Consider the following 18,815-nt stretch of genomic DNA (forward strand, 5'->3'; position numbering starts at 1 on the left):
CGACGGTAACTGGGGCCCGTAAGCTCTATCCCGGACGCGGCAATTATTCAGGCCGCTGTCCTGGCAAAATCCGCCTCAGGGTGTTGTCGCCTACCCAGTAATGGTGAAAAAGCCCTGCCGCCGCATGCAACCCGATCAGCCAGTAGCCGGCGCTGCCGATCAACTCATGCCAATCCTTCAATTCCCTCGCCAATGCTGGATCGACGCTGACCGGCGCAGGCAGCACCCAACCGAAATACGGAATCGGCTTGTCCCCCGCACCCAGCATCAACCAGGCGAGTATCGGCGTCGCGATCATCAGCCCGTAAAGTGCCAGGTGAATCAGGTGTGACATGCCAATCTGCCAGCCGGGAGGACGCGGCAGAATAGGCGGACTGGGTGCCAACCGGCCCAACAATCGTACCCAGACCAGCGCGAAGATAGTTAGCCCGAACAGCGAATGCAGCCCGACAAACATCGGCCTCAACGCATCCCCTCGCGGTAAGAACCCCCTGATTTCAATACAACCGTAGACCCCGACAAACAGCGCCAGCATTAGCCAGTGCAGGGTGATCGACAGTTTTCCATACCGTTGCGGCACTAGGCTGCGGTTCATAATCGGACCTCGTAAGTGTCGTGGTGTGCTGCCCAAGTTACTCGGGCGGCAAATATTCTGCCTCATCAGCCTTAAGCCAATCTGAAGACCGACCCCTATTTCATTAGGCTGCCTTCAGACTCCGTTAAGAATTACCACTGATACTCCACCCCTGACTACCCACGGTTGGAGTCTTGCCAATGCCCGGTTTCGACTGGAACATCCGTTTACCCCTGAGCTTCGGTAACCCCGATGCGCCTGACATGAGCTTGGTCAGGGCAATGCCAGGTGAAACAAGGCGCTCTGAGTTCGAAGCTTACATTCAACAACGTTTCCGCCAGGTCCACGGGGCCGAAATTCGTAACTTTATGCCCGAGCTATTCGGGTTGAGCCATCCGGCGGGAGGCCTGAGTGCTGTCGCGGGGGTGCGCCTGGCAACGTCAGGGCCGTTGTTTCTCGAGCACTATCTGGATGATCCCATAGAACCCTTGATCTGTGCGGCTGCTGATCGCCCTGTTGACCGGGCAGGCATTGTCGAGGTCGGCAATCTTGCCGCGAGCGATGCTGGAAGTGCACGCCTGAGCATCATCACCATGACCTGGTTGTTGGCCATGGGTGGTCTGGAGTGGGTGGCGTTTACCGGTAACGTCGAACTGGTCAACAGCTTTCATCGCTTGGGATTACGCCCCGTGACCCTCTGCGCTGCTGACCCACAGCGACTGGGTGAAGAGCAACACGCCTGGGGCAGTTATTACCAAGGTAAGCCCTCCGTACACGTTGGCAATATCCGCGCAGGCTTCATTCAGTTGCGCAACATGGGGTTGTTCAACCGCCTCGGGTTGCCATCGACGACCGAGGTGGTCAGCCATGTCGCCTGAAGTAGATGGTTTCAAGCAGATTCTTCGCCAGCATGCCGAAGAAAAGGCCAACGTCCTGGCGTTGTGGGGGGACGAGCTGCAACTGGACTACGCCAGCCTGTACGCAGAGGTTGTCCGTCGGCAACAGCGGTTGCGCGAAGAACGCGTCAACGTGGTTGCCCTGGCCCTGGAAAATGGCCCGAACGCACTGCTATGGGACCTTGCAGCACTGTTCGAAGGGCTGACGTGTCTGATATTGCCGCCTTTTTTCAGTCCAGCCCAACGCAACCACTGCCTGGAGCAAAGCCAGGCCGAACTGGTCATTGCCGACACCGATCTCGCCCTTGAACTGACAACGGCTGGCTATACACAGACTGGAGCGTTCTGGCGCTCATCATTTTCCGGCTCAACACCCCTGCCCCAAGGCACCGCGAAGCTGACGTTCACTTCAGGCACCACCGGAACACCCAAAGGCGTGTGCCTGAGTGCCAGCAGCCTGCTTAGGGTGGCCAAGGAACTGGAGATGGCCAGTCGTCCTACCGAATCTCGCCATCACCTCGCCCTGCTTCCTCTGGCCATTCTCCTGGAAAATCTGGGCTGTTATGCGGCGCTCTATGCGGGCGCCACACTAAGCCTGCCCAGTCAGAAAAAACTGGGCATCCAGGGTGCCAGTGGCGTGGAGATTCCTCGCCTGCTCGGCGCCCTTGCCGAACGTCGCCCCGAGAGCCTGATCCTGGTGCCACAACTGCTTTTGCTGCTGGTCAACGCGACGGAGCTCGGCGCATTCGACGCCTCGACACTGCGCTTCGCCGCCGTGGGCGGTGCCAGGGTGTCCGTTGAGTTGCTGCTGCGTGCACAGCGGGTCGGCCTGCCGGTCTTCGAAGGCTACGGATTGTCAGAATGCGCGTCGGTGGTGTGCCTGAATCATCCCGGCGCCCATCGACTGGGCAGTGTCGGCAAGCCCTTGCCCCATGTGAAGGTCCGCCTGGCCGAGGACGGTGAAGTGCTGATTGGCGGTTCGCCAATGCTCGGCTATCTGGGTGAGCCACCCGAGGCCACGGGTTGGTGGCACAGCGGTGATCTGGGCGAGTTCGATGCGGAGGGTTATCTCTACCTCAACGGTCGCAAGAAACATCAATTCGTCACCAGTTTTGGTCGCAACGTCAACCCCGAATGGGTCGAGGCCGAGCTGACTCAACGCAGCCACATTGCTCAGGCGTTTGTGTATGGCGAAGCAATGCCGCGCAACCACGCGCTGCTGTGGCCGCACACGCCGGACTGCACCGACGAGGAAATCGCCGCCGCCGTCGCCCTGGCCAACGAAGCGCTGCCCGACTACGCCCAGGTCCATCACTGGACGCGCCTGGAGCAGCCCTTCACCCCGGCCAACGGGCTGCTCACTGCCAATGGTCGCCCACGGCGCGAAGCCATTCTCGAACGCTACCGGCATCAACTTATTTCATCGGTTTACCCTGAGGCATCAGCATCATGAGTTTCTTCGACACATTGCAAGAAGCCACCCAGCACGAACGCCAGGCATTGTTTAACGTGCCGATCATTCGCCAAGCCCTCGCCGGTCAGGTCAGCCTGGAGAGCTATCGTGCTTTTCTAACCCAAGCCTATTACCACGTTCGGCACACGGTTCCGTTGCTGATGGCGTGTGGCGCCCGCCTACCCATCCGCCTGGAATGGCTGCGTGGCGCCGTTTGCGAATATATCAAGGAAGAGTACGGCCACGAACAATGGATTCTGAACGATATTTCGGTCTGCGGTGGCGACGCCGAGGCTATCCGCGACGGCCGTCCCGCGCTGCCGATAGAGCTGATGGTCGGTTTCCTCTATGACCTGATCGCGCGGGACAACCCAGTCGGTCTGTTTGGGATGGTTAACGTGCTCGAAGGCACCAGCGTCGCGCTGGCCACCCATGCCGCCGACAGCATTCGAGAACACCTTGAACTCCCCGCCACCGCCTTCAGCTATTTGAGTTCTCACGGGGCGTTGGACGTGGCGCACATGCAGACGTATCGTCGGTTGATGGATCGCCTGGAAGACCCGGCCGACCAAGCCGCCGTCATTCATGCCTCGAAGGTCGTCTACACCCTGTACGCTGACATGTTCCGTGCCCTGCCAAGCGCAGCAGCCGAGGAGAACTCCAATGCAGCTCTCTAAGGCCAGGGTCGTCCTGACGGGTGCCAGCGGCGGAATCGGCCTGGCCATTGCCAACGCCCTGTGCGCCAGTGGCGCCCTCGTGCTGGCGGTCTCTCGTCACAAAGACCCACTCCAGCCGCTATTCGCGCTTTACCCACACAACCTTCTCTGGGTTTGCGCTGACCTGACAACTGTCGCTGACCGCAGGAAGGTACTCACCACCGCCGAGGAAATGGGCGGGGTTAACCTGCTGATCAATGCCGCCGGGGTCAACCAGTTCGCCATGCTCGAACAACTGGACGATGCCGAAATCAACGCGATGCTGGCGCTGAACATCAGCGTCCCTATCTGCCTGACGCGCACCCTTCTACCGCTGTTGAAAGACGCAGAAAGCGCCATGGTGGTCAATGTCGGGTCCACTTATGGCTCTATTGGTTACCCGGGTTACGCCAGCTATTGCGCCAGCAAATTTGCCTTGCGCGGCTTCTCCGAAGCCCTGCGTCGAGAACTGGCCGATACCCGCGTCGGTGTTCTGTACGTGGCACCCCGCGCCACACGTACGGCCATGAATAGCCCTGCGGCACAAGCCTTGAACGACGCCTTGAAATCAAACGTCGACGACCCGCACACCGTCGCGCAAGCGGTTATCCATGCGATTGCCGGTGATCATCGCGACCTCTACCTGGGTTGGCCTGAACGCTTCTTCGTCCGCTTGAACAGCTTGCTGCCCAACCTGGTAGACCGCAGTTTGCGCAAACAACTGCCCTTGATTCGACGACTCAGTCATCGCCAGGCACCAGAGGAATAAACATAATGAAGAATGAAGAATGAAGAATGAAGCATGAAGCATCTACTTGCCCCTGAAGAGGCTTGGGCAGTGCGATCTTAGGGGGAAACTACACGGGTTGCTTTCGCAGGAGGATATCGATAGCGAAAGCACCCAGAATTGTCCCTGAGATCAGGCGCTGAATGCGCATGGCGGACGGCCGCTCTGCGAGAAATGCGGCGACTGACGAGGCAGCGAGGACAATTATACAATTGATCGTTACGGCGATAACAATCTGAACAAGTCCAAGTTGTATGAACTGCTCCAGCGTTGTTCCTGCCGAGGGATCGATGAATTGCGGAATGAGTGCAGAATACATCAGCACGATTTTTGGGTTCAAAAGATTCGTCACCAAGCCCATTGTAAAAAGGCGCCGCGGAGAGTGTGGCGCAAGCTCCCGCGCCTCGAATGGCGAGAGTCCTCCAGGTCGCAGCATATTCCACGCCAAGTACGCCAGGTAGAGTGCGCCCCCGATTCTCACCATATTGTAAGTTACCGGCACTGCCTTGAATAAGGCCGAGAGTCCGAGCGCAGAAGCCACCAAATAACATACAAAGCCGAGCGCAACGCCTCCCAACGAAATCACGCCAGCCATGCGTCCCTGCGATATCGTTCGAGACGTCAAATACACCATATTAGGTCCAGGAGTCAGGACCATACCCAGAGCGATGACGGCCACGCCGAGAAGGTTTTCAGATGCGACCATTAGCGAGACCCTTGAGTGGAAGGAAGTGGGCATGGGGAGCGTTGACAATACATTCAAATCAGAGGTTATTCCAGGTCTGACACCGCCCTGTCTTTAACTGCTCAGTTACAAAGAGATGAATCCTTTTCCCGTCGGCGCGCTGCTCAATGGGGTAATCCGCGTCGCAGTAATTTTTTCAGGTGCAAGGTACAGACAGCAGACAGTAATAGTCGGCTATAGGCCTGAGTCAACTCAGCCTGAACAACCTTTTCCCGTTAGTTGTGATGAAGACACTAAGGGTTTCCGCTGGCCCCACCAGACTATGAACTAAGCCCCCGTCGACATCGACCCCAATGTATTGCAAAGCTCGCAACCCCATCGACCGGCATAGACAGTCTGTACTTCTGGGGTGATCATCTCTATCGTCAAAGCCGCCCGCAAAAAATCCAGACCCTGCTGTCGACGCAGGCAAGAAATTTAACTGACAGGAGTCATCTGTGCGTTTACTGCTTATCGAAGATGATGTCGCTTTGGGCGAAGGTGTTCATCAGGCCCTGAGCCGAGAAGGTTATACCGTCGACTGGCTAAAAGACGGCAGTAGCGCGTTGCATTCGTTGCTCACCGAAACCTTTGATCTGGCCATTCTCGATCTTGGGCTACCACGCATGGATGGCCTCGAAGTCTTACGCTGCTTGCGCCAGAGCGGCTCGACGCTGCCTGTACTGATCCTCACGGCACGCGATGCCACCGAAGACCGAATTGCCGGTCTGGATGCAGGCGCTGATGACTACCTGATCAAACCGTTTGATCTTGCCGAATTGAAAGCCCGCCTGCGCGCGCTGTTGCGACGAAGTGCAGGGCGCGCACGGGTGCTGATCGAGCATGCGGATATCAGCCTGGACCCCAGCACCCAGCAGGTGACTTATCATGACGAACCGGTTGCGCTGACCCCCAAGGAATACCAGTTGCTCCATGAACTGCTGTCTCCCCCTGGACGGGTCATGACCCGCGAACGATTGATCCAGCTACTGTATGGCTGGAGCGAAGAAGCGGAAAGCAACACACTCGAAGTGCATATCCATAATCTGCGCAAAAAATTCTCTTCTGATTTGATCCGGACCATTCGTGGCGTCGGCTACCTGGTTGAAGAGCACCGATGACGTCAATCAGAAAGCGCACAATGACGCTGATCCTTGGCCTGTTGCTTATCGGCCTGTTGATCATGAGTTTCTTCAACCTGCATGACAGCAATCATGAAATTGCCGAGGTCTACGACGCGCAATTGGCCCAAAACGCTCGTCTGCTGCAAGGCATCATGCGCACGCCGATGGCCAGTCAGGAACTGTCAGCCCTGTACCAGGCCTTTAACCTGGCCCTCAGCCAAGCCTCGCCCAGAGTCGTCGGCCATCCCTATGAGAGTAAAATCGCGTTCCAGGTATGGAATCATCAAGGTGAACTGTTGGTGCACACCGCGAGTGCCCCCGTCTTTACTACCCCCCCGTCCACGCCAGGCTTCAGCAATGTCGTTGACCTGAAAAGTCATCAGTGGCGGACATTCATTCTCGACGATGCGCAGTACGGACTGCACATTTGGGTCGGCGAGCGTGAGGATGTGCGAAGTGATCTGGTCGACCGTATCGTGCAACATACGCTGGGCCCAAATCTGTTGGGCGGCCTGATTCTCGTGGCGGTGGTCTGGTTGGCGATTGGCTGGGGGTTGAAGCCTCTGGCCGATTTGGCTGCAACGTTGCGCGCCCGCCACTCTGGTTCCCTGGAGCCCCTGCATATCGAGCCATTGCCCAGCGAACTTGAACCCATGCAGGCCGCACTCAATCGCATGCTTGCGCAGATACAAGAGGTGTTGGGGCGGGAGCGGCGTTTCATTGCCGATGCGGCACATGAAATGCGAACACCGTTGGCGGTACTTCGGGTGCATGCGCAGAACTTGCAAGAAGCGGGCACCGAGGAAGAAAAACGCGAGTCACTCGAATACTTGATCATCGGTGTGGACCGCACCAGCCGTCTGGTCAACCAATTGCTGACCATGGCCAGGCTTGAACCTCAGGCAATAACCCCGCCCCTGCAAACCATCGACCTGACGGCGACCGTGCGCGACAGCCTGATTCAGCTCACGCCCTGGTTGCTGAGCAAGGGCCTTGAGCTTTCTTTCGACGTCAGCAATGTCCCGTACATCACCGATACCGATCCTGCGGCCATCAACATCGCACTGAATAACCTGGTGACCAACGCCGCGAATTTTTCTCCGGAACAAGGCTTGATCACCGTACGGCTGACAAAAGACGACGGACACTTCCAGCTCGCGGTGGAAGATCAGGGCCCAGGTATCAACGAGGAGGATCGTGAGCGGCTCTTTGAGCGTTTCTATAGTCAAGGAAATGACCAAGGCGCAGGGCTTGGCTTGACGATTGTACAAACGATTGCCACGCGACTGGGCGGTCGAATAAGCCTGGAGAACATTGCGGATGGCGGCCTCTGTGCAACACTGGAAATCCCTGCCCTCTCAGCCGGTAGCAAACGTCCTCAACCTTGACGCCGGGCAGGCAGCGCTGCAGCACCTTTTGTGGTCATTGTGCCTCGTCCGGGCTGGCGATTTTTTGCTCGCTTTTAAGGGCGTTGTCCTTGCGGAATTGTTTGATGTCCGCAAGACGCAGCTCTTCTGGCAGCGTACGACGGTGCTTGCTGTGGCCTAGTCGCTGCGCGTGGTAGATGCCGGTGTGCCCAGAGAAGAGGTAGCTGGCTATGCACGCAATGGCGGCAAGCGGGCCGATTTCCGTGCCGAAGAGTTCCATGGCCATGACGATGGTGGCCAAGGGCGTGTTGGCCGCGCCGGCGAATACCGCTACAAACCCGATCCCCGCGAGCATCGAAAAAGGCAGATGCAACAGCGGAGCCAACGCATTCCCCAACGTTGCGCCGATATAGAAGAGCGGGGTTACTTCGCCCCCCTTGAAGCCAGTCCCTAGCGAGGTGACGGTAAACACGAGTTTGCCGAGAAAGTCCCAGGGAGCCATCGGTACTTCGAAGGACTGAACGATGCTCGGAATACCCAAGCCGATGTATTGATAGGCATCCAGCGCCCACACGGCGATCGCAATGACTACGCCGCCCGCGAAGGGGCGCAAAGGTGGATAAGCGATGAGGCGTTTGACCAAAGCGCCCAGCCGTTGTGTGGCTGTCGCGAATATCAGACCAGTAAGTCCGAAGATGATGCCGGCTGCGACCACTGCCATCACGCTCCAGAACGCTACCGGCACCACCTCGCCAATCACATAGTGGGTATGGTGCACGCCCCACGCCTGGCCTACCTGATCCGCCACGATTGCGGCAACTACACACGGAAACAGTGCGTCGTAGCGCATACGCCCAATAGCCAACACCTCTAAACCAAAGAGCGCACCCGCCAGCGGGGTGCCAAACACCGACGCGAATCCCGCGCTGATGCCTGCCATCAGCATTATCCGGCGATCCTCCCGGCACATGCGAAACAGGTGCGAGAGCTGATCCGCAAGCGCCCCGCCCATCTGGACCGCCGTCCCCTCACGCCCGACCGAAGCACCGAGCAAATGGGATATCACCGTTCCGCCCAATACCAGCGGCACCATGCGCAGCGGCACGACCTTCTTGGGATCGTGGATTTCGTCGATGATCAGATTGTTGCCCGCGTCGACTGCCTTACCCATCAGGTGATACACGAGGCCGACTGCGAAGCCCCCTACCGGAAGCAGCCAAATCGCCCAGCGATGGGTCTCGCGCCAGTTTGTCGCGTGATCCAGGGCAAAGAGAAAGAAAGCAGACGCGGTGCCTGCCAGGAAAGCGACAGCGGTTGCGATGAGAAGCCACTTGCCAATGTAAGGCAGGAGTTCAAGTTGTTCAGGACGTCGGAATCGAGACATGTGGTCAGCCATATGAATAAGTCAGGACTGACCAAAAGGAAGGAATGTGAACGCAAGCGCCTGCAGACCTGATTTTGATCAGATGTCTGTAGGCATCATCAGCTGCAATCGCGCAGCGGTTCATGGAGGAATGCCATCTCCAGTGCCGCGGATCATATCCAGTAACGATTTCAAAGTAAAACGGCTTTTTTCAACCCAAAATCAGCGGGATGGCGTGACGAATTTATCGGCCTTTTTGCCGACAGTGCCCAACTCAATGGGCGCCTTTATGTAGAACAAGGAGAAGTCTTCGGCCTCCAGGCGCTCGAACAGGCGCACGCACTCGTCTTCGGTAATCGCCATACGAATTTCGGCAGGCTGATCGGCAAGTTCAAAGAAGTGCGTGGAATGCAGTTGGCCTGTGTGTCCAAAACCCTCTATGCCCGTCGCCAGCGTAGCGCCACGTAGCCCCATCTCTTTGGCCAGATCCACAAGCCAGTCACCGAGCATTTTTCCGTGATAGCGACGACTCTGCTGCGTGAAGAAAATCACCAGAAAGCCTTTCATGATCCATCTCCTGTCAAACAACCCGTAACCCATTGAAAAATAATAGTAAATGTTATTAAATTTTCAGCCAAACGCTGATCCCTTGTAGGAGCTGCCGAAGGCTGCGAATCGGTCCGGGGTCGCGTCCGACCGTAGCAGTCGTAAACTCTGGATTGCTGAAGGTCGTGCCGACCTTTTCGCAGCCTTCGGCAGCTCCTACAGGGATCCAGTTTGCTGCGCGACAGCGCGGCGTCTAAGCCATGATTTCAGCATAGCCGCCGCCCTCCTCGTTGCTCGATCCCTCAACGGATTTATTTAATGCATCGGACTAAATAAAGCCCATCTTCCACCTCGACGCCGTGGGTGTCATGGGTGAAACCCGGGAAGTGTCGGTCGTACTCTTGCAGCGCCTTGAGGTAGCCGAGAATCGGGCCATTCGCCGCACCAGCGTTCTCTCCGGGCATCAGCAACGGGATGCCAGGTGGATACGGGACCACCCCGGTCGCCACGGTGCGGCCCGCCATTTGTTCAAGGGTCAGGATTTCGATATTGCCGCGCACCAGTTGCTCATACGCCGCGACCGGACTGAGTTGGGGCACAGGCAAGGTTGAGAATGCCCGAGACATGGCTTCAGTGGTGTGCAGTCCGGACATGGCCTGGAACATGGTTTCGCACAGGGTTTTCAGGCCCATGCCTCGATAGCGTTGCGGGTGCGCGGCAATCAGCGTCGGCAACACGCTTTCCAGCGGCGCGTTGGCATCGTAGTCACGTTTGAAGTCAAGCAAGGTGCTGACCAACGTGCCCCATTTGCCTTTGGTCACACCAATGGAGAACAGGAACAGAATCGTGAAATCGGTGGTTTTCTCCACCACGATGCCCTGCCGGTCCAGATAGGCACTGAGCACCACCGCAGGAATGCCCTGCTGGCTCATGCCGCCACCGGGCAAAATCCCGGGGGTGGTGATCGAGACCTTGATCGGATCAAGCATGCAGTAGCCGGCTTCGATGTCACCGAAACCATGCCAGGCCGCGTTGGGTTTTAGCACCCAACACTCAGGTTCACTTGCCAGCAACGCCTCATCGGCGGTGTGAAAATGCACCTCTTCGCCACTCTCAGGGTCGGTGACGGTATCTGGCTGCCAGACGTTGAAAAACCACTCGCCCCTGGCCTGAAACTCTTCGTTGAGTCGAGGCAGCATGCGCCGGAAAGCGATCGCCTCGCGAATAGCATCGCCCGTCAGGGCTTTACCACCAGGGCCGTCCATCATTGCCGCACTGACATCGTTGGAGGCGATGATCGCGTAATTGGGCGAGGTCGAGGCATGCATCATGAACGCTTCATTGAACCGCGCATGTTCGATAGGTCGGCGGCCATCGCGCACATGGATCATCGAGGCCTGGGACAGCGCTGCCAGCAGTTTATGCGTGGATTGGGTCGCGAAGACAGTCGGCCTGTCGGCACTGTAATCAGCGGGTTCACCGTGCATCGCGAAACGTTCGCGGTAGATCGGGTTGAAGCGCGCATAGCCGAACCAAGCTTCGTCGAAATGCAGACGGTCAACGCTTTGGCCAAGCAGTTCTTCGACACGGGTCACGTTGTAACAAAGGCCGTCGTAGGTGGAGTTGGTGACAATCGCGTGCATCGGCGTCGGGTCTATCCCCTCGCGCACCAGCGGGTTGTTCGCCACGGCCGCGCGCACGGCCGCGGGGGTTAGGCGCTGGGGCGGTATCGGGCCAATCAAACCATAGTGATTACGGGAAGGAATCAGGTAGGTCGGAATCGCCCCGGACATGGTCATGGCGTGCTCGACCGACTTGTGGCAGTTGCGATCACACAATGCCACCTGGTCGCGCGTCACGCTGGCCATCAGAATCACACGATTGGAGGTCGATGAACCATTGGTGACGTGATAGGTACGATGAGCACCGAAAACCTTCGCTGCGTACACTTCGCTGGCACCGATGGGGCCCGAGTGATCAAGCAACGAGCCCAGTTCGCCGACTGAAATCGACAAGTCCGAACGGAACAGGTTTTCGCCGAAATAATCGAAAAAAGCCCGCCCTACCGTCGACTTCAGAAACGCTGTACCGCCGGTATGTCCCGGGGTGTGCCATGAGTATTCGTACACTTGCGAGAACCGCACCAGCGCACCAAACATCGGCGGCAGCACGGCCTCACGGTAACGCTGAATGGCGGCGACGATGCGCCCGCTGATAAAAACGGTGGTGTCTTCCAGCAGCCAGATGAAGTCGTCTGATTTCTGCATGGCGTCAAGCGGGATGGTGGCCGCACTGTTGCGATCAGCCAGCAGAAAAATCGGCAGCGTTTCACTGCGCCCGCGAACAGCATCCAATACGCTGTTGGCTATTGCGTGGCTGTCGTCGAGGGCCAGCTCCCAATCGAGCAACACGCATTGGACCGTCGGGTCTGCGTGAATCAGGACGATGGCATCCTGTGCCGACTGTGCCAGCACGACCTCTACCTGACGCTTTTCCAGCTCATGCGCCAGTTGCCTGACGGCGCGGCCTGCGGACGTATTGGCCGCAAGATCTTCATGAATAAGCAGTGCTTTCATGCCAAGATGATTTTGCTGGTGAGGGGACATAATGTCTTCCAAAAAGAAATAGAAGGTAACTCGAAGCCCGCAACCGCGAGGCTCGAGATTAGATGTTCAGCGCGTGAAGGCCGGCGCTGTGGAACGCGCGTTATCGCTGCCAGGCAATCAGATTGACCTCCAGCGGGACCGCCAGCCCAGCGGAATCATTGGCGATTACGCGCGCAGTGTATGCCTGCGCAGAACGATCATTGGGCACCTCTGCGCGATAGATCAAAACACCATCAGGAAGTACCCCTGGGTCGATCAGCATGTCCTGAACTTCAGCGGCCATGCCCTCCATTCCTTCGGCGTATAGCTGCACGCGCAAGTGATTCGGGGACAGTCCCGCAAGGTCCATGTGTAACGTGGCAGCGTAGCGGTCCGCATGCGTTTGCATGTCGAACTGCAAAAAGCGGATATCGGCCCAACGAACGTTCAAGTCCTCACGCACACGAGTGAGTTGAGCAGCCAGTCGACTCTCATCAGCCGCACGTGCCCGGTAGGCCGTTGCTGCGGGTAAATAGTAGCGCTGGGTATAGTCGCGTACGGCCCGGTCTGCGGAAAACTGGGTCACCAGCGCGCCCATGCTGCACCGCATGCGCCTGATCCATTGCTCGGGAACCCCTGCGGCATCGCGTTCATAAAACGCGGGCACCACTTGTTCCTCAAGCAACGTGTAGAGCTGAGTAGCGTCGACGCTGTCATAGTCGGCGCCGTGCTCGGCACCATTACCAATCCCCCAGCCCACCTCCTCGGTACAGGCTTCGGCCCACCAGCCATCGAGCTGGGACAGGTTCAACCCACCGTTGGCGAGGACTTTCATCCCACTGGTGCCGCAGGCTTCCCACGGACGTCGGGGGGTATTGACCCAAACGTCGACACCCTGCAGCAGATGGCGCGACACACGCATGTCATAGTCTTCGAGAAAGGCCACTCGCCCATTGACCTCCGGGCGGCGAATAAATGCGTGCCAGTCACGAATCATCTGCTGCCCGACGATGTCGGCCGGGTGAGCCTTGCCGGCGATGAGCAGCTGCACGGGCCGGGTTGGATGATTGAGAATACGCAGCAGACGGTCGGGATCCTGCAGCAGCAGGTTGGGTCGCTTATACGTGGCAAAACGACGGGCAAAGCCCAGCGTCAAGACCTTCGGATCGAACAAGGCGCCTGCCGATTCGATGGCCTCCAGCGAGGCACCGTGGATGGCCTCGCTGCGCGCCAAATACGTGCGGACGAATTCGAACAGCAAGGTCCTGGCCTGCTCGCGCAAACGCCAGAGAAGCCCATCATCAACCTGCTCCAGCAACTCGCTGACCCGCGACTCACTGGTGCCGCGCCACGGCAGCTCACCACCGTGCATGGCTTGCCAATGCGCCTCGGCTTCCAGAGATACCCACGTCGGCAGGTGGACCCCGTTGGTTACATGCCCGATCGGCACTGCATCGCGGGGCCAGCGTGGAAACAGACTCTGGAAGATATGGCGGCTGGTAGCGCCATGCAGGCGGCTAACCGCATTGACCGCACCCGCGCAACGCGTTGCCAGGAAAGCCATGTTGAACAGTTCTTGCGGATTGTCAGCGTTCTGCCGTCCTAGCGCCAGAATGGCGGATAACGGCTGACCCAGTTCATGTTCGACATAGCGCCCCAGGTATTTACCCATCAACTCAGGGGGAAACCGGTCGAAACCAGCCTCGACCGGCGTATGGGTGGTGAACACATTACCGGCACGGGTGGCGGTCAGCGCCACATCGAACGTCACCTTGTTGGCTTGCATGTAGCTGCGGGCGCGCTCAAGGACCGCAAAGGCGGCGTGTCCGTCGTTGAGATGACAGACTTCCGGGTTATAGCCGGCCGCCTCCAATAAACGCCAGCCACCGATACCCAACACAATTTCCTGGCGCAGACGCATCTCCACGTCGCCCCCATACAGCTCACTTGTGATCAGCCGGAAGGGGGCCGGGTTTGCCGGGTCATTGCTGTCGAGCAGCAACAATTTGTTGTGCCCCACCGTTGCCTGCCAGCCCCGCAGCCAGACCGTCAGGCCCGGCAATTGAACCGCCAGCCGCAACAGGCTGCCGTCTGGGCGCAACAAAGGCTCCACCGGCAATTGGCGTGTGTCGTTGACCGGATACAAGGCTTGTTGGTTACCCTGAAAACCAATTTCCTGACGGAAATAACCGTGCTGCCAGAGCATGCCGACAGCCACCACAGGGACACCTAGGTCGCTGGCTGCTTTCAACTGGTCGCCCGCGACATTGCCCAGACCGCCCGAATAGATCGGCAGTGCCTCACTGAGCATGTACTCCATGGAGAAGTAAGCCACCTGATGCAAATCCACATCAGCGTGTTCGCGTTGGAACCAAGTGTCGCGAGCGAGAAAATCACGGTGGATCTCGGCGACGCTGGTGACCCGCGCATGAAAATGACTGTCGGCCCACAGAACATTGATTTTGTGTTCTGAAACGGCATTGAGCACTAGGCATGGATTGTGGGTCAGCTCCCATAACTCATTGTCCAGACTGCGCCAGATATCATCATTCAAGCTCGACCAACGAATGGATTGGTCGAACGCCAGTTGGCGCAAAATGTCGAGACTCGAATCAAGAGCATTGCTGCGAGACGGCATGGACTGGCCCTTATATGAACGGGGGGCAAATAGGGCCGACCACACCCAAGGTGTGGCCGGTGATCGGAGCCGGTCAGGCGTCGGTAAATGTCTGGCCTCTTGTATGACCCTTGGCCAAGGGTGCCGGGCTGTCCGGCTGGCTGAAGTCAGCGGTCCAGTGCCAATTGCGTATCTCGGGAAGGTCCTCGAAATGCTCGCGGATGTAGGTGTGATGCTTGCGCAACTGGCTTTCGAAATAGCTCATCGCGTCCAGGCTGTGCGAGCGCAGGCGCGGCACATGGCTCAATGCGTCGATAGCGAGGTGATAACGGCTCATCTGGTTCAACACCACCATGTCGAATGGCGTGGTCGTGGTGCCTCGATCGGAGAAGCCACGAACATGGAAGCGGGCTTCGTTTGACCGGCCATGCACCATGGAATGGATGACCCAGGTAGAACCGTGGAAGGCAAACATCACCGGCGCTTCACGCGTAAACAAGGCCTCGAAAGACACCTGATCCATGCCGTGAGGGCGCGTTTCCGGGCTGCTGAGAATGCCCAGATCCACGACATTGACCAGCCGCACGCGGATGCCGGGCACGTGCTTTTGCAGCAGCCATGCTGCGGCCACCGCTTCGGTGGTCGGCACATCGCCGGCGCACGCCAACACCACATCAGGATCGCCATCCTCATCACTGCTGGCGAACGTCCAGATCGAGGCGCCTTGTGAGCAGTGCTTCAGCGCCGCGTCGAAATCCAGCCACTGAAAATCCGGTTGCTTGCCGCAGGTCACCACGTTCACGTAATTGCGGCTGCGCAAGCAGTGGTCGAACACATTGACCAGGCAGTTGGAGTCCGGCGGGTAGTAAACGCGCACCACGTCGGAGCGACGTTGCAGCACATTGTCGACAAAACCGGTGGACTGATGACTGAAACCATTGTGGTCGTTGCGCCACGCGTGACTGGTGAGCAGGATATTGAGCGAGGCCAAAGGACGGCGCCACGGAAACTCGCGACTCTGCTGCAACCATTTGGCATGTTGCGTCACCATGGAATCGACGACTTGGGCGAAGGCCTCATAGGTCGACCACATGCCGTGGCGTCCGGTAAGCAAATAACCCTCCAGCCAGCCCTCACACAGATGCTCGCTGAGCACCTCCATCACCCGGCCATTGGCCGCAAGGTGATCGTCGATCTCGAGTACCGGCCCCGCCGCCGTTCGGTTGGTGGCTTCAAACACGGCGTTGAGTCGGTTGGAGTTGGTTTCATCCGGTCCGAACACGCGGAAGTTGCTGGGGTTGGAGCGAATCACATCACGCAGGTATTCACCCAGCTTGCGCGGTGCCTCAGCGATCACTTCGCCTGGCCCTGGTACTTCCAGGCCGTAGTCGGCAAAGTTGGGCAGGTCCAGCGCGGTCAGCACTCGGCCGCCATTGACATGGGGAACAGCGCCCATCCGTAACGCAGCCGGCGGGGTCAGTGCTCTCAGCTCAGGCACCAGCGCGCCATTGTCATCAAACAGCGTCTGGGGCGAATAACTGCGCATCCAGGCCTCGAGCTGGGCCAGGTGTCCTGGGTTCTGGATCACGTTGGCCAGCGGCACCTGATGCGCACGGAACGTACCTTCGACTGGCAGGCCGTCCACCACCTTCGGTCCGGTCCAGCCTTTAGGGCTGCGCAGAATGATCATCGGCCAACGCGAACGCTCGACCAGACCGTCGCTCCGCGCACGGCGCTGGAGGTTACGTATGTCGGCATAAGACGTGTCCAGGGCATCAGCAAACCGCTGGTGCATACCCGGCAAATCATCGCCCGCGACAATAATCGGCTCATAACCGCGTCCACGGTACAGCTCGATCAGGTCAGCATCGTCCGTGCGCGCTTCCACGGTGGGGCCGGAAATCTTGTAGCCGTTGAGGTGCAGAATGGGCAGTACTGCACCGTCGTATAGGGGGTTGAGGAAACGAATACTTTTCCAGCTGCCTTCCAGTGGACACGTCTCGGCCTCGCCATCACCAATCACGCAGGTCACCAGCAAGTCTGGATTGTCGAACGCGGCGCCGAAGGCATGCACCAGTGAGTAACCGAGCTCACCGCCTTCATGCAGGGAATTGGGCGTGTGCGGACCACAGTGGCTAGGCACGCCGCCAGGGGTTGAGAAACTGCGGAAAAACCGCAGCATGCCCGCCTCGTCCGGCGTTATATCGGGATGCACGTCACTGTAGGTGCCTTCCAGCCAGGCGCAGGCGTTAAGCGTAGGGCCGCCATGCCCAGGTCCGGAGATATAAACCATCTGGACATGCTGCTCACTGATGAGCCTGTTCAAGTGCACATAGATGAAGTTCTGACCCGCAGACGTGCCCCAGTGCCCCAGCAGGCGTGGCTTGATGTGCTCGGCCGTCAAGGGTTCCCGCAACAGCGCATTGGCCTTGAGGTAGATCTGGCCCACGCACAGGTAATTAGCGGCGTGCCAGTAGCGATTCATTCGGTCGAGCAGATCGGGCGAGAGCGGTCCGGTACCGATGGGTGCACGCGACATGACCGGGACGTCTGATGGCTTATCCGCACTGGAAAACAATGGGTTAAAGGTATACATGGCGACTCCATGGGCGGCGTTGTAAAGCTTCCACAACAGCAGATCAATCGCACTCAAGGCGTGTCTTCATAACCTCAAGAGCACTCTGGTTGCACGGCAGAAGGCAACTGCATGCCTTCTGCCACCCTTTAGTATTTCTGGCTATCAGACCGGAAATTTATCGCTGACGAACTGAGGATGTTCTTCCTTCAGGAAACGCCGAGCGACGGTGCCATACAATGTCCAACCCAGCATCGTCACAATGCCGCCCAGCATCATTGCGTCAGCACCGGAGCTGTAGAGCGCGTAATAGCTGTAAGCAGCGGCGATATAGGCGACAGCATTAGCCAGTAAGGCTTGGCGCGGGGTAATACCTGCTGCCTTCTGAATCGTCATCAAGGCAGCCATCGACATCAGATAAGGCACCAGGTTGGTCACTACCGCCAGGTTAACGAGCCGATCGAACTGCGCGCTCAGGTCTGGACTGATGGTCATGAACGACAACACGGTCTGGCACGCGAGCAGCACCAGCATACCGGCGACAGGTGTGCCGGTTTTGGTCGCCTTGCCGAAGATTTTCATGAAGTAACCGACATCGGCCGAACTTTTGAACACTTGGCCAATGGTGAACTGCCACCCCAGCAACGAGCCAATACAGGCCACGATCATCAAGCCCATGACAATGTTGCCCACCAAGGGCGTAAACATCGTGGCAAAAGCCAGGCCAAAGGGTGCGGTCGACGCAACCAGGTCGGCATTGGGAATCATGCCGGCGATGACGTTGGTCGAGACGATGTAGATCACCGCTGAGGCCAAGGTGCCCCCCAATACCGCGATGGGCACGTTACGCTCAGGGTTTTCGACGGCATCGGTGTTGGCACACGCGGATTCAAGCCCCAGGAATGCCCACAACGTAATCGAAATCGAGGAGCCAACCGCCTGCATAAACGGCATGTTGTGAGGATTCCAGGCCGCCCGGTAGGTTGAGAAGTCGAACCAGAACCAGCCGATGATCGAAAGGACAACCACAGGCAGGATGACCCCCCAAATGGTGACGTTACCAATCTGACCGGTGATCCTCGCGCCCCCGAAGTTGGCAAACATCGTCACCCAAAGCAGCGCGATGGTTGCTACGGCGGTGGCCACGGGTGACAGCGTTGTATTGAACAGGACGACCGAATAGCCCACCGCCGTAATGGCGATTGCAATATTGGCAATCAGCAGCGACACACCGTAGGTGTAGTTGGACATGAAGTTACCCGAGCGCCCGAAAGCGTACTCGGCATACCCACCCATCCCACCGGCCTTGCGGCTGAAACGGCCACATTTGGCAAACGCATACGCCAGTGCCAGCGAACCCAGGGCGGTCACGATCCAGGAGAAAATCGAGATCGTTCCGACCTGTGCCAACTTACTGGGCAACATGACGATGCCCGACCCGAGCATGTTGACGGCCGTCAGCACCGTCAACTGCACGACGCTCATCTTTTTAACTGTAGTACCCACTTT

General features: G+C 58.2%; 14 protein-coding genes and 1 riboswitch. Of the genes, 6 read left to right on the forward strand and 8 right to left on the reverse strand.

Going from position 1 to position 18,815, the window contains the following annotated elements:
• Window positions 1–43 precede the first annotated feature (43 nt).
• Window positions 44–595 carry a cytochrome b gene (locus tag AC1ME2_RS01560; protein WP_480438897.1) on the reverse strand — a complete coding sequence of 184 codons (552 nt, stop codon included), beginning with the start codon at window positions 593–595 and terminating at the stop codon, window positions 44–46.
• Window positions 596–774: 179 nt separating this feature from the next.
• On the opposite strand from AC1ME2_RS01560, the gene AC1ME2_RS01565 reads away from it, so the two are divergent.
• From AC1ME2_RS01565 to AC1ME2_RS01580, 4 genes are read left to right on the forward strand one after another with little or no spacing between them, the layout of a single operon-like run.
• Entirely contained in the window at window positions 775–1,452 is a 678-nt protein-coding gene (locus tag AC1ME2_RS01565) for a thermostable hemolysin (protein WP_480438898.1), read from the forward strand.
• Complete coding sequence (locus AC1ME2_RS01570) at window positions 1,442–2,923, forward strand: AMP-binding protein (protein ID WP_480438900.1); 1,482 nt, start codon at window positions 1,442–1,444, stop codon at window positions 2,921–2,923. Before AC1ME2_RS01565 ends, AC1ME2_RS01570 begins: the two co-directional genes overlap by 11 nt.
• Window positions 2,920–3,600, forward strand: a complete 681-nt coding sequence (locus tag AC1ME2_RS01575) for an iron-containing redox enzyme family protein (protein WP_480438901.1) — start codon at window positions 2,920–2,922, stop codon at window positions 3,598–3,600. The genes AC1ME2_RS01570 and AC1ME2_RS01575 overlap by 4 nt, the downstream gene beginning before the upstream one ends.
• Window positions 3,587–4,387, forward strand: a complete 801-nt coding sequence (locus AC1ME2_RS01580) for an SDR family oxidoreductase (protein ID WP_480438902.1) — start codon at window positions 3,587–3,589, stop codon at window positions 4,385–4,387. The genes AC1ME2_RS01575 and AC1ME2_RS01580 overlap by 14 nt, the downstream gene beginning before the upstream one ends.
• Window positions 4,388–4,475: 88 nt before the next feature.
• Here AC1ME2_RS01580 and AC1ME2_RS01585 read toward each other — a convergent pair whose 3' ends face one another.
• Entirely contained in the window at window positions 4,476–5,111 is a 636-nt protein-coding gene (locus tag AC1ME2_RS01585; RefSeq protein ID WP_480438904.1) for a LysE family translocator, read from the reverse strand.
• A 476-nt stretch (window positions 5,112–5,587) separates the two neighbouring features.
• Here AC1ME2_RS01585 and AC1ME2_RS01590 point away from each other — a divergent pair, with 476 nt between their 5' ends.
• Together AC1ME2_RS01590 and AC1ME2_RS01595 are read left to right on the forward strand one after the other, a co-directional pair.
• Window positions 5,588–6,250: a response regulator gene (locus AC1ME2_RS01590; protein ID WP_480438905.1), complete on the forward strand. Its 663-nt coding sequence runs from the start codon at window positions 5,588–5,590 to the stop codon at window positions 6,248–6,250.
• The gene (locus tag AC1ME2_RS01595) at window positions 6,247–7,641 is read left to right on the forward strand and encodes a sensor histidine kinase (RefSeq protein WP_480438908.1); all 1,395 of its coding nucleotides are present in this window, start codon (window positions 6,247–6,249) and stop codon (window positions 7,639–7,641) included. The genes AC1ME2_RS01590 and AC1ME2_RS01595 overlap by 4 nt, the downstream gene beginning before the upstream one ends.
• 34 nt (window positions 7,642–7,675) lie before the next feature.
• On the opposite strand, the gene AC1ME2_RS01600 is transcribed toward AC1ME2_RS01595, so the two are convergent.
• The 6 genes from AC1ME2_RS01600 to potE form a co-directional block, all read right to left on the reverse strand.
• On the reverse strand, window positions 7,676–9,004 hold the full coding sequence (locus tag AC1ME2_RS01600) for a voltage-gated chloride channel family protein (RefSeq protein ID WP_480438909.1): 1,329 nt from the start codon (window positions 9,002–9,004) through the stop codon (window positions 7,676–7,678).
• Window positions 9,005–9,086: 82 nt separating this feature from the next.
• A riboswitch (Fluoride riboswitch) is annotated at window positions 9,087–9,154 on the reverse strand.
• 51 nt (window positions 9,155–9,205) lie between these two features.
• A complete protein-coding gene (locus AC1ME2_RS01605) occupies window positions 9,206–9,550 on the reverse strand; it encodes a DUF190 domain-containing protein (RefSeq protein ID WP_480438910.1) in 345 nt (114 codons plus the stop codon).
• A 290-nt stretch (window positions 9,551–9,840) separates the two neighbouring features.
• Complete coding sequence (locus AC1ME2_RS01610; protein WP_480438912.1) at window positions 9,841–12,135, reverse strand: Orn/Lys/Arg family decarboxylase; 2,295 nt, start codon at window positions 12,133–12,135, stop codon at window positions 9,841–9,843.
• Between the two features lie 100 nt (window positions 12,136–12,235).
• A complete protein-coding gene (gene glgP / locus AC1ME2_RS01615) occupies window positions 12,236–14,752 on the reverse strand; it encodes an alpha-glucan family phosphorylase (RefSeq protein WP_480438913.1) in 2,517 nt (838 codons plus the stop codon).
• A 73-nt stretch (window positions 14,753–14,825) separates the two neighbouring features.
• Complete coding sequence (locus tag AC1ME2_RS01620) at window positions 14,826–17,327, reverse strand: phosphoketolase family protein (protein ID WP_480441946.1); 2,502 nt, start codon at window positions 17,325–17,327, stop codon at window positions 14,826–14,828.
• Window positions 17,328–17,471: 144 nt separating this feature from the next.
• Complete coding sequence (potE, locus tag AC1ME2_RS01625; protein WP_480441948.1) at window positions 17,472–18,791, reverse strand: putrescine-ornithine antiporter; 1,320 nt, start codon at window positions 18,789–18,791, stop codon at window positions 17,472–17,474.
• Window positions 18,792–18,815: the final 24 nt, after the last annotated feature.

Source organism: Pseudomonas sp. ASL9 (genome assembly GCF_056680335.1).